General features: G+C 63.0%; 10 protein-coding genes and 1 pseudogene. 1 reads left to right on the plus strand and 10 read right to left on the minus strand.

Features of this window, described 5'->3' with window-relative positions:
* Positions 1–52 precede the first annotated feature (52 nt).
* From QLG03_RS00130 to QLG03_RS00155, 6 genes and pseudogenes are all read right to left on the minus strand, one after another.
* Entirely contained in the window at positions 53–820 is a 768-nt protein-coding gene (locus tag QLG03_RS00130) for a basic amino acid ABC transporter substrate-binding protein (RefSeq protein ID WP_008804504.1), read from the minus strand.
* A gap of 92 nt (positions 821–912) precedes the next feature.
* Positions 913–1846 (minus strand): annotated as a pseudogene (locus QLG03_RS00135) (MurR/RpiR family transcriptional regulator).
* Complete coding sequence (locus QLG03_RS00140; protein WP_072413321.1) at positions 1812–2789, minus strand: ABC transporter substrate-binding protein; 978 nt, start codon at positions 2787–2789, stop codon at positions 1812–1814. Before QLG03_RS00140 ends, QLG03_RS00135 begins: the two are co-directional and overlap by 35 nt.
* Entirely contained in the window at positions 2779–3831 is a 1053-nt protein-coding gene (locus QLG03_RS00145; protein ID WP_255987822.1) for an iron ABC transporter permease, read from the minus strand. Before QLG03_RS00145 ends, QLG03_RS00140 begins: the two co-directional genes overlap by 11 nt.
* Complete coding sequence (locus tag QLG03_RS00150; protein ID WP_255987823.1) at positions 3828–4853, minus strand: iron ABC transporter permease; 1026 nt, start codon at positions 4851–4853, stop codon at positions 3828–3830. The genes QLG03_RS00145 and QLG03_RS00150 overlap by 4 nt, the downstream gene beginning before the upstream one ends.
* Positions 4850–5671, minus strand: coding sequence for an ABC transporter ATP-binding protein (locus QLG03_RS00155; RefSeq protein WP_282473551.1), 822 nt, complete (start codon positions 5669–5671; stop codon positions 4850–4852). The genes QLG03_RS00150 and QLG03_RS00155 overlap by 4 nt, the downstream gene beginning before the upstream one ends.
* Before the next feature lie 505 nt (positions 5672–6176).
* Between QLG03_RS00155 and QLG03_RS00160 the strand changes: the two genes are divergently transcribed.
* Complete coding sequence (locus QLG03_RS00160; protein WP_255988025.1) at positions 6177–8249, plus strand: TonB-dependent siderophore receptor; 2073 nt, start codon at positions 6177–6179, stop codon at positions 8247–8249.
* Positions 8250–8506: 257 nt separating this feature from the next.
* On the opposite strand, the gene QLG03_RS00165 is transcribed toward QLG03_RS00160, so the two are convergent.
* From QLG03_RS00165 to QLG03_RS00180, 4 genes are read right to left on the minus strand one after another with little or no spacing between them, the layout of a single operon-like run.
* On the minus strand, positions 8507–9295 hold the full coding sequence (locus QLG03_RS00165) for an ABC transporter ATP-binding protein (protein ID WP_255987824.1): 789 nt from the start codon (positions 9293–9295) through the stop codon (positions 8507–8509).
* A complete protein-coding gene (locus tag QLG03_RS00170) occupies positions 9289–10284 on the minus strand; it encodes an ABC transporter permease subunit (RefSeq protein WP_117128977.1) in 996 nt (331 codons plus the stop codon). Before QLG03_RS00170 ends, QLG03_RS00165 begins: the two co-directional genes overlap by 7 nt.
* Entirely contained in the window at positions 10265–11302 is a 1038-nt protein-coding gene (locus QLG03_RS00175) for an ABC transporter substrate-binding protein (RefSeq protein ID WP_032453216.1), read from the minus strand. The genes QLG03_RS00170 and QLG03_RS00175 overlap by 20 nt, the downstream gene beginning before the upstream one ends.
* On the minus strand, positions 11299–12273 hold the full coding sequence (locus tag QLG03_RS00180; RefSeq protein ID WP_085551001.1) for an ABC transporter substrate-binding protein: 975 nt from the start codon (positions 12271–12273) through the stop codon (positions 11299–11301). Before QLG03_RS00180 ends, QLG03_RS00175 begins: the two co-directional genes overlap by 4 nt.

The raw sequence follows: 12273 nt of genomic DNA on the forward strand, positions 1-12273 counted from the left end.
AAAAAATACGGCTATCGCCTGGGCGATAGCCGTGGTCACTGAAAAAGGTGGGTTATTGCGCTGGCAGCGTCGGCACGTTGTCGTCGAACCAGGTTTTATAGATTTTGGCGTAAGTTCCGTCGGCAACAATCTTCTGCAGACCGGCGTTGATTTTGCCCAGCAGTTCGCTGTTGCCTTTCGCCACTGCGATACCGAAATACTGGCGTTCAAATTTGGCATCCGGCACCAGCTTGAACTGCTTCTCCGGGTGCTGCTTGATGTAGTACTTCACCACCCCGACGTCACCCACCGCGGCGCTGACGCCGTCCTCGAACAGCTCCTGGAGCATCAGCGGGGTATTGTCGAAGCGCTTGATCGCCGTGCTGTTTTTGCCCAGTACCTCAGAGACCACGATATCGCCGGTGCTGGAGTTCACCACCCCGACCTTCTCGTTTTTCAGGGCCGCGAGGGAATCGACCTGCGAATCCTGGGCGACGACGATAGACTGCTCGGCCGGGAAGTACGGCGCGGAGAAATCGACCATCTGTTTGCGTTTATCGGTGATGGTGATCCCGGAGATGATGATGTCGCGGTCGCCGGTGTTCAGCGTGGCGAAGATACCTTCCCATGGGGTATTGACCAGTTTGACGTCAAAGCCTTCGGCTTTGGCGATGGCTTTGATGATGTCGATATCAAAACCTTCCAGCTGTTTCTGGCTGTTTTCAAATTCAAATGGCCGGTAGGTGCCGCCGGAGCCGACGGTGTAGGTTTCCGCAGCCGCCTGTCCGGCTGCCGTCAGCGCGGCCATCATGAAACACGCTTTGAGCAAATTCTTAACCATGAGATATCCTTTTTATGCATTTATTTTGCATAAAAATACACACACTTACTTTTGTATGCAACCGGAAACCTTCCCGCTGGTGAATTATCTTATCAACTGGCCCGTTTACCGCCGGATTTACCGATGGCCCGGTGCAGGTCGTTGATTCGCTTCAGGGATTTCACCGTTTTTTGTGGCGTGGTCGAGGCCACCGACAGGACAATCATCTCCAGACAGACCAGCACCGTGCCGTGCAGCGGCATCCGGCTACTGTCCCCGCCGCGCGGGACGTCGATCACCACCTGCGCCTCCTGGCTGAAGCGCGAGTCCACCGCCTGGGTCAGCAGGATGGTCGGAATTCCCAGCCGCTTCGCCTCGCGCAGGGTGGTCATCCCTTCGCGATGGGGGGATTTTTGCCCCATCATGATCAGCACATCGCCGCGCTGCAGGCCGATAAGCTGTTCAGCGAGGCTAAAGCCCGTGCGGTTCATCACGTAAGCCGACAGGCCAATGCGGCTGAACAGCCGGGCGGTGTACTCGGCGAGGATCCCCGAGGCGCCGATGCCGAAGATCCCCACCTGGCGCGCGTCGCTGAGCAACGCCACCGCCTGGGCCACCGCCGCGCGGTTGTCGGCCCGCGACAGGACCTCGCAGACCCGCTGGTGTCCTTCAAGCACAAAATCAATACTGGAATTGACGTCGCTGGCGAGTGCGGTGACCGTCGAGCGCATCTTTTCCGCCGAGGTGACCGAGGTGCCGAACCAGCGCTCCATAGTCTGCTTAAGCTCGCGCAGCCCGGCGAAGCCCAGCGCCTGGATGGCGCGCACCACCGTGGCGTCAGAGGTCTGGGTCGCGGTGGCGATCTCCATCGCCGTCTGCTCCAGCACCACCTCGCGGTTGTCGTTGATATAGCTGACCACGGTCCGCAGGCGGGGAGAGAGCTGATGCGCCCGGGCGCGATAGCGTTCGCCGAACAGGTCGACCCGCCCCTTCTCTTTTTTCACCGCGCTTTTCATTTGGCCACCGCCGGGATCGGTCTGCCGGCAATATGCGACTGCACCTGGGCCACCATCAGAGAGAGCGCGGCGTAGGAGTTGGAGATCACCTCCTCCCGCGGCAGCAAAATATAGCGCCCGGTGCGGCAGGCGCGCATAAAGTCGCACCAGCCGGGCATCACGCCTTCCATCGCCTGCAGCTCATCCTGCGGCTTACCGCCGGTATCCGACCGCCAGGTGGCGAAGACAAAATCGGCGTCCAGCTCCGGCAGCTGTTCCGCGCTGACGTCAATTCGCTGGCCGTCGGGGATCCGCTCAATCAACGGCGGAAAGCGGAACCCGGCGTCGCGCAGCACCCGGCCCAGCGCGTGGTAAGAATGATGCACCGTGACCTTGCCGTTGTTCGCCTGGATCACCGAGACGCTGTACTGCGACGGGTTGACCATCGCTTTCAGCTGCTTGATTTGCTCCTGATAGCGGCGCTCGAGGATCGCCAGCCGCGGCTGGGTGCCGGTCAGCTGCGCCAGCTTGCGGTAAATCTCCGGGGCGCTGCCCTGCAGATGGTCGATGCTCACCGTCGGGGCAATCTTCTCCAGCTGCTCCACCGACACGTGACGGCTGGGCTCGGTGATGATCAGATCCGGCCTGGCGGCGGCCACCGCTTCCAGATCGATATCGGCGGTGCCAATAAAGCGGATATCGCTATTGTCGAAATCGACGCCGGTGAGCTGGGCGCTGGAGCGCAGATAGTGGCTGCCGTCCGGCCGCGTCCGGCCGTGGCTGGCGATGGGCGGCGCCCCGAGCTCAATCAGCGGAATGGTAATGTCGAGATCGTGCATCGAAACGATACGCTGCGGATGGAGCGGGACGGTGACCGTGCGGCCTAAATCATCGGTAAAAGTCTGAGTTTGTGGGTCGGCGGCGCTGACGGCCCCCGTCAGCAACAGCAGCAATGAGACGAACCAACGCATAATACCTTCCTGGTTAAAGGGCATCGCGGCGACGCCAGAGCAAGACAACAAAAAACGGGCAGCCCACCAGGGCAATAACAATCCCCGCCGGGATCTGCAGCGGCGCAAACGCCAGCCGGCCAAGGGTATCGGTCACCAGCACCAGCAAGGCGCCAATCAGCGCGCTTCCGCTCAGCAGCGATACCTGGCCGCCGCGCAGCACAAAACGCGCCATATGCGGCGCCATCAGGCCAACAAAGCCCAAGCTGCCGACGCAGGAGACACTGGCCGAGGTCAGCAGCACCGGGGCGAAAAAGCGCAGCAGCGTGAGCTGCTGCAGACGCACCCCAAGGCCGATGGCGGTCCGGTCGCCCAGCAGCGCCGCGTCCGCCGCCCGGGCGGTACAGAACAGGATGATGGCACCGGGCAGCGCCCAGCAAAAGGCCACCGCCAGCAGCGACCAGGTGGCGGCCTGCAGGCTGCCCGCCAGCCAGATCATTGCCGTCTGCACGTCGCGAACGTCGGCGGTGGTCATAAAGATGCCGACCGCCGCCGCCAGGGTCCAGGAGACGCCGACGCCAATTAAAATAAAGCGCGGTCGCGAACAATCGCGCGCCAGCGTCAGGACCAGCAGGGCCACCGCCACGCCGCCGACCATTCCCGCCAGCGGCCGCCAGACCAGGCCTACCGCCGGGAAAAACAGCACCAGCGCCAGGACCACGATGCTGGCTCCCTCTTTGACGCCGATCAGCCCCGGGTCGGCCAGCCCGTTGCGGGTGATGCTCTGCATCGCCGCGCCGGCCAGCCCCAGCATAGCCCCGCACAGCAGCGCCATCAGGATCCGCGGCAGGCGGATATCAAACAGAATAAAGCGCGGCTGCTCGCCAATCTCCAGCGGCGCCAGCAGGGCCCGCGCCAGCGTCGACGCGGGCAGCGGATAGCTGCCGCGACTGAGGCTGTACAGCCCCAGCGCCAGCAGCATCAGCAGCATTAAGGCGGCAATGTTAAGCGCCGCCGGGCGCAGCAGCAGCTGGCGGGAAGCGAAAACCAGCGGCCGAAAGCCGGCCCGATGGACGGCGCGCATCATTTAAAAAACCTCGCGGCGATAAAGATAAACAGCGGCGCGCCCACCAGGGCGGTCATCGCCCCGGTGGCCAGCTCCTGAGGGGCGACCAGCGTCCGGGCGGCGATATCCGCCAGGAGCAGCACCAGCGCCCCCACCGGCGCCGCCAGGGGCAGCGCCAGGCGGATATCTTCCGTCACCAGACGACGCACCACGTGCGGCACCACCAGCCCGACGAAGCCGATCGGCCCGGCCACCGCCACCGCCGCGCCGCAGAGCAGCGCAATCGCCAGCAGGCCCAGCAGCCGGGTCTGGACGAGGTTCACGCCGAGGCCCAGCGCTACCTTATCCCCCAGCGCCAGCACGTTGAGGCGCGGGGCAAGGAACAGCGCAACGCCAAGGCCGATCAGCGCCGGGACCAGCGCCGTCCGCAGCGTGCTCCAGTTCAGCCCGGCCAGATCGCCCGCCAGCCAGGTGCGCATCGCCAGCAGCGTTTGTTCATCGAGAATTAATATCGCCGCCGTCACCGCCGACGCAAACGCCGACAGCGCTACCCCGCACAGCGTGATGCGCAGCGGCGTCGCTCCGCCGCGACCGGCAGAGGCCAGCGCCATCACCCCGCCGAACAGCAGCGCCGCGCCGCAGGCGGCGGTCAGCGGCCGCGCGGCGGGGAAAACGCCGAAGGAGAGCCCCAGCGCAGAGGTCGCCACCACCGCCAGCGACGCGCCGGCGTTAAGGCCGAGGATATGCGGCTCGCCCAGCGGGTTGCGGATCACCGTCTGCAGCAGCAGCCCGGCGACGCCGAGCGCCGCGCCGGTCAGCAGCGCCGCCGCCAGCCGCACCAGGCGCAGTTCGACGATTATCCGCTGATCGAAGTTACGCGGGTTGTACTCCAGCAGCGCCTGCAGCACCGTCTGCGGGGCGATCCAGCGGGCGCCCAGGCCAAGATGCACCAGCGAGCCGGCAATAAGCAGCAGCGTAAGCAGGAGCAGCGCCAGCCGGGGACGGGCGCGCCGCCGCGCGGGATGCAGGCTAACCACGCTCATTGTGCCGCCGCCTGGCGGGCGCGAAACGGCATAAAGAACGGTTTGCCGGTTTGCGGGTTAATCGACATCTGCACGTCAACGTCAAACACGCGTTTAATCAGCTCAGGGCTACAGACTTCACCGTCGCTAATCGTGCCGGCGATGCGCCCCTGTTTAAGGAATACCAGCAGATCGGCATAGTTGACGGCAAAGTTAAGGTCATGGAGCACCGTCACCACCGTGCGGCCATGCTCGCGGGTCAGGGTCTGGAGCAGTTCGAGAATATCGACCTGATAGCGCAGGTCGAGCCAGGTGGTCGGTTCATCCAGCAGAATCGTGGCCGTTTGCTGGGCCAGCGCCATGGCGATCCAGCAGCGCTGACGCTGGCCGCCGGAGAGGCTGTCCACCGGCAGATGAGCGAACTCGCGGGTGCCCGTTAAGCGCAGCGCCTCTTCCACCGCCAGCTCATCGGCGTCGGACCACTGGCGCATCAGCCCCTGCCACGGGAAGCGACCGCGCGAGACCAGTTCGAAAACCGTTAACCCTTCCGGCGTCAGCGGCGATTGCGGCAGGATGCCGAGCTGGCGCGAGACGGCCTTCGTCGGCATCTGATGAATGGCTTGCCCGTCCAGACGCACGCAGCCGCCGAGCGGTTTCAGCATCCTGGCGATGGTCGACAGCAGCGTGGATTTGCCGGATCCGTTCGCCCCGGCCAGCACCGTCATTTTGCCGGAGGGGATGGTCAGGTTGATGTCGTCAACGATCAGGGTCTGGCCGTAGCCGGCCGACAGGGCATCCAGTACGATCCCCTGCTCTGCAGGTGTCACCCGCTGTGGCATAACTCGCTCCTGCGCCGCAGCGTTCCAGGCGATGGCTGGACATTCTGCAGTCAAATCAAAATAAATCTCATTCTCTTTTGATCATGACGGGGATGAATGTAGTAGTCAATAGTCGCCATCGTCTTCAGGCGCGGACGATGACTACAGCGAGGCCGCGCCAACGCAACAGAATTAAAATAAAATAATATCAAATAGATAACTATAAAATATCCCCTGATGGAGGTGTTTAAAACGCCCTGCTCTCCGCTGCTGATTTTTTATCTTGCATAACGTTTACTACTACATTCCTTCATGGTTGAATGATTCTCAATTACACGCATAAAGGCGCGTTCAGACGCTAAATGGCGTGTTTTTATTATTCAGGGCAATGATTTTATTGGCTTTATCTGACCGCAAAGGCAGATTCGTTCACGAGAAAAAGATAATGACTCAACCCCATGTCGCCTTCACCTCGTTGCAAGGGCGGGCGCTTTTTTCGCTTCTTTTTTTAGCCTCACCGGGATTAATGGCCGCGGAAAATAACGCGGCGAAAGGTAACAACGACGCGGAAGAGACCATCACCGTGGTGGCCGACGGCGCCCAGCAGAGCGCCACCAGCGGCTATCAACCGCTCAGCTCCTCTACCGCGACGCTGACCTCGATGCCGCTGCTGGATATTCCGCAGGTGGTGAATACCGTCAGCGATCGGGTTCTCGAAGATCAGCACGCCACCTCGCTCGACGAGGCGCTGTATAACGTCGCCAACGTGGTGCAAACCAACACCCTCGGCGGCACCCAGGACGCCTTTACCCGCCGCGGCTTCGGCGCTAACCGCGACGGCTCGATCATGACCAACGGCCTGCGCACCGTTCTGCCGCGCAGCTTTAACGCCGCCACCGAACAGGTGGAAGTCCTGAAGGGGCCAGCTTCAACGCTGTACGGCATTCTCGACCCCGGCGGGTTGATCAACGTCATCACCAAACGGCCGGAGCGCCAGTTCTCCGGTTCGGTTTCCGCGACGTCCACCAGCTTTGGCGGCGGTACCGGCAGCGTCGACGTCACCGGCCCCATCGAAGGCACAAATCTGGCGTACCGGCTGATTGGGGACTATCAGAATGAAGATTACTGGCGCAATTTCGGTAAAAACAAAAGCCGCTTTATCGCCCCTTCCCTGACCTGGTTTGGCGACCGGGCGACGGTGACCGCGTCCTATTCGCACCGCGACTACAGCGCGCCCTTTGACCGCGGCACTATTTTCGATCTGAATACCGGCCATGCGGTGAACGTCGATCGCAAAACCCGCTTCGATGAAGCGTTTAATATTACCGATGGCTATTCCGACCTCGCCCAGCTCAACGCCGAGTATCGCCTTAACGAGGCCTGGACCGCGCGCTTCGATTACAGCTATAGCCAGGATCACTATAACGATAACCAGGCGCGAGTAATGGCTTATGATTCGGCGACCGGCAACCTGACCCGCCGGGTCGATGGAACCCATGGCTCCACGCAGAAGATGCACTCGACCCGCGCCGACCTGCAGGGCAACGTGGTGGTGGGCGGCTTTTATAACGAACTGCTGACCGGCGTCGCCTATGAGAATTACGATCTTTTGCGCACCGATATGCTGCGCTGCAAGAACGTGAAAGGCTTTAATATCTATCATCCGGTCTATGGCACCCTCGACACCTGTAATACCGTCTCCGCATCCGACAGCGACCAGCGGATCCAGCAGGAGAGCTATGCCGCTTACGTGCAGGACGCGCTGTACCTGACTGACAACTGGATCGCCGTCGCCGGCGTTCGCTACCAGTATTACACCCAGTACGCCGGTAAAGGCCGACCGTTTAACGTCAATACCGACAGCCGCGATGAGAAATGGACGCCGAAAGCCGGCCTGGTCTACAAAGTGACGCCGAACGTGTCGCTGTTCGCCAACGTCGCCCAGTCGTTTATGCCGCAGTCGTCGATCGCCAGCTATATCGGCGAGCTGCCGCCGGAAGAGTCCACCTCCTACGAAGTGGGCGCCAAATTCGACCTGCTGGAGGGCATTACCGCCAATATCGCGCTGTTTGATATTCATAAGCGCAATGTGCTGTACACCGAGAGCATTGGCGATGAGACGGTGGCCAAAACCGCGGGCAAGGTGCGTTCCCAGGGCGTGGAAGTGGATCTGGCGGGGTCCATCACCGATAACCTCAGCGTGATCGCCAGCTACGGCTACACCGACGCCAAAGTGCTGGAAGATCCGGATTACGCCGGGAAACCGCTGCCGAACGTACCGAAACACACCGGTTCGCTGTTCCTGACCTATGACATTCATAACGTCTACAACAGCAACACCCTGACGGTGGGCGGCGGCGGCCATGCGCTCAGCAAGCGCTCCGGCACCAACGGCGCGGATTATTATCTACCGGGCTATGCGGTGGCGGACGTGTTCGCCGCCTATAAGATGAAGCTGCAGTATCCGGTGACGCTGCAGGTGAATGTGAAGAATCTGTTTGATAAGACCTATTACACCTCTTCCATCGGCACCAATAACCTCGGCAATCAGATTGGCGATCCGCGTGAGGTACAGTTCACGGTGAAAATGGATTTTTAAGCCGTACATGGCGTCGCGCCGGATGCTCATTGCCGGGCGGCGCTGCGCTTGCACCGGCCTACGTTCTACGGTCCTTCCCCTTCTGTGGAGTTCGCAGGCCCGGTAAGGCGCAGCCGCCACCGGGCAAAACGTAGCGCATGGCGCCGGATGTCCATTGCCGGGCGGCGCTGCGCTTGCACCGGCCTGCGGTCCTTCCCCCTTCCTCTCGAGTTCCCAGGCCCGGTAAGGCGCAGCCGCCACCGGGGAGTGCGTTTACCCTACCAGTCCTCCTCCTGGCCGAGGATACGCAATATATCCTGACGATGCTGCAGCAGCTGCGGGTTATCGCGGTGGCGGGGAAAGGCCAGCGGCAGCGCGAACTCGGCGATAATCCGTCCCGGACGCGGCGACATCACCAGCACCCGCTCGCACAGCAGCAGCGCCTCTTCGATATCGTGAGTCACCAGCAGGCTGGTATACCCCTGCTGCTGCCAGAGGGCGATCAGCTCCCGCTGCATGCTGATGCGGGTCAGCGAGTCCAGCTTGCCCAGCGGCTCGTCGAGCAGCAGCAGGCGCGGCTCGTTCAACAGCGCGCGCGCCAGCGCGGCGCGCTGCGCCATCCCCCCTGACAGCTGCCGCGGCCACGCCTCGCTGAAGGCCTGCAGACCGATGCGGTCAATCAGCGCGTCGGCCTTTGCTTCCAGCCCCCTTTTGCCCTGCGCCTGCGGGCCCAGCAGCACGTTCTGCCGCACCGTCAGCCACGGATAGAGCGTCGGGTCCTGAAACACCAGTATGCGCTCCGGCCCCGGAGCGCCGAGCGGCGCGCCGTCAAACTGCATCTGTCCGCTCTGCGGCGCTTCCAGCCCGGCCAGCAGCCGCAGCAGGGTGGATTTACCGCAGCCGGAAGGGCCCAGCAGCGCCACGCTTTCCCCTGGCCGCAGCTGCAGGCTGATATTCTCCAGCACCGGCACCGCCTGTTTGCCGAGCGTAAACGCGTGATGAAGATAGCTTATCGATACCGCCGCGCCGCGCGCTATCGTCTGCGAACCTGACGTCGCGGTTACCATTGCATCCCTCCCCGCTGCCAGCTCAGCAGCTTATCGCGCAGCATAAATAATCCGCTTATCAGGCCGGAGCACAGCAAGGCCATCACCAGCAGCGCGGCGTACATATTGGGATAGGCCGCCCAGCCCTGGGCCCACTGAAGGTAGAAGCCGATCCCCGACTTCACCCCGACCATTTCAGCCACAATCAGCACCGAAAACGACGCGCCAAGCCCCATAAACAGGCCGACAAAGACGTTCGGCAGCGCGGCGGGGATCGCTACCCGCAGGATCAGGAAACGCTGGCTGGCGCCGAGGGTCCGCGCCACGTCGTACCACGCCTTGTCAATGCCGATGACCCCGGACCAGGTCAGCACCGTGACCGGGAACCAGGTGCTCAGCGCAATCAAAAACACGCTGGCGCCGAAGCTTGACGGAAAGATAAACAGGCACAGCGGCAGCAGCGCGGTGGACGGCACCGGCCCCAGCAGGCGTAACACCGGATGGACCCAATAGCCTATCCGTTGCGACCAGCCAATGGCCAGACCGGTGACGAACCCGCTGCTGGTGCCGAGCAGCACCCCAAGCCCCAGCAGCCCCAGGGAGTGTAGCAGGCTGTCGAGCAGACGCGGCCAGTCGTCGTGCAGCACCTCGATCAGCGCCTGCGGCGGCGCGAAAAACGGCACCGGCAGCACGCCGCTCTTGGCGGTCAGCCCTTCCCAGGCAGCGAACAGCATCGGCAGCAGCGCCAGCCACTTGCCGGCATGCAGCACGCGCGCGCCGCGCGCTCGCCAGTAGCGATAGCTCAGCGCCAGCAGCAGCAAGCCGCCGCCGAAGGCGAACTGCGCCAGCGCCCAGCCCTCGCTAAACGGCCAGCGCCGCCCGGCATCGGGCCAGGCCAGGGTGAACAGGCCGCCCATCAGCCACAGCGCGGCGGCCAGCAGCCCTTCTCCCCACAGCGGCGCGCGGCCGGTTGGGCGCGCCAGCGCCTGCTCAGGCGAATACGTTGGCATAGATACTCTCCGCAAACTGATGGGGATCGGTGCCCGGTTTGATCACCTGCACCCGCTGCAGGTCGACCGCATACTGCGTCAGCTCTTTCACGAACGCCTCACCCACCGCGTGGTGGCCGTGCCCCTGTCCGTGCAGAATGCCGCTTACCTCCGCTTCACTGGTGTTGAGCGCATGGGCGAGGAAAGATTGCGCCACGCTTTCCGGATGTTCGGCGGCATAGCTGTGCGCTTCAAGGATTGCCTGGGTGAGCGCCGCGGCGGCCGGTTTATGGTCCCGCGCCAGGCTCCCGCTCACCCCCAGCACGCAGCAGCTCAGATTGGCATAGTCCCCGGTCATATTGCTGGCGATCAGCTGATACTTGCCGGTCTCCAGCAGCCGATAGCTGAACGGCTCGCTGCCGCTGATGGCGGCGATCTCGCGCTTATCCAGCGCCACGCTGAGCAGATCCGCCGGGTAGACTTTCCACTGCACGTCGCTTATCGGATCGATACCGTGGCGCTTAAGCAGGATGGCGAAGAAGTTTTTATCCGGCCCGGCCATGTCGGTGACGCCGATGGTTTGCCCTTTCAGGCTCTCAAGGCCGTTGAACGGCGACGCTTTGGCCGTCAGCAGGTTTAGACAGCCGCCATGGGTCCCGGCGGTGAGCTTGACGTCAAAGCCCTGCTCCAGCGCCTTCAGCCAGCGCAGCGCCATCCCCACCCCGGCGTCGGCCTTGCCGGTAGCGATCGCCTCCAGCAGCACATCGGTGGAGTTGCCGAAGTTAACCAACTCAACGTCGAGGTTATATTTACTGAAAATCTTCTGCTGCTCGGCGACGGCGACCGGCGCGAGGCAAACCGCGCTTTTGTTGATCGCCAGCTTGATCTTGTACGGCTGCGGCAGGCGCAGCGCCGGATGAGCATCGCCGCTGGCCATCTCCGCCATATCGTGAGCCCACAGCGGCAGGGAAACCCCGGCCAGCGCCAGGCCACCGCTTAGCTTTAAAAAACGACGACGGGAAAAAGCGGACGGGGTCATGGCGTTACCTCCGCGTGGGCCGGCCCGGCGGGCACGCTAAAGCTGGGGTCAAAGGTCGGCTTCACGTCCAGCCGGGTGCGGATCAGGCCGTTGGCGAGATAAAAGTCCGCCGTCGCCTGCTGCTGGGTCACCGTTTCCTCCGCCAGCGACTGCCACTGCGACTGGCGGTTGGCAAACTGCGCGCGGGCGATCTCCGCCGGGAAGCGGATGATCTCCCCCAGCGTTTTGCCGTAGCTGTCGAGATTGGCGTAGGCCCAGCGCTCGGCGCCGGCCAGGCGCTGGAGATAATCCTGCAGCGCGGCGCGCTTTTTCGGGTCGTTAAGCGCTGAATCCGTTGCCGCAAGGAAGGTATTCCCCGGCAGCAGCCCTTTGCCGCTCACCAGGATCTGCCCCTCGTTGGTCTTCACCATCTGGGTGGTGTAGGGCTCCCAGGTCGCCCAGGCGTCCACCGAACCGTTAAGCAGCGCCACTTTGGCGTCAACCGGACCGAGGAACACCCACTGCACCTCCTTCGGTGAAATCCCCGCCTGCTCGAGCGCTTTCAGCGCCACGAAATGGCCAATCGACCCTTTGCCGGTGGCAATGCGCTTGCCTTTTAACCCGGCGGCGGTTTTTATCGCGCTGCCGGGAGAAACCAGCACCGCGGTCCCCGCCGGGTTGCTTTTGTCCACGGCGATCGCTTTTACCGGCGCGCCGTTAGCCAGGGCGAAGAGCAGCGGCGCATCGCCGATGATCCCCGCGTCCACCGCGCCAGCGTTAAGGGCTTCCGCCAGCGGCGCGGCGGCCGGAAATTCGGCCCACTTAATGTCGTAGGGGAGGTTTTGCAGGGCGTTGGCCGCCTCCAGCTGCGAACGCATGCCGCCTTTTTGATCGGCGATGCGCAGGGTAAGCCGCTCCTGCGCCGTCGCGTAACCGCCCAGCGCCAGCAGCATCAGCGCTGCCGCCACCCGGCCTGAGAATGATAGACGCAT

Origin of the sequence: Klebsiella sp. V115_8, assembly GCF_029967715.1 — a bacterium.
In the GTDB taxonomy this organism is placed as follows: domain Bacteria; phylum Pseudomonadota; class Gammaproteobacteria; order Enterobacterales; family Enterobacteriaceae; genus Klebsiella; species Klebsiella quasipneumoniae.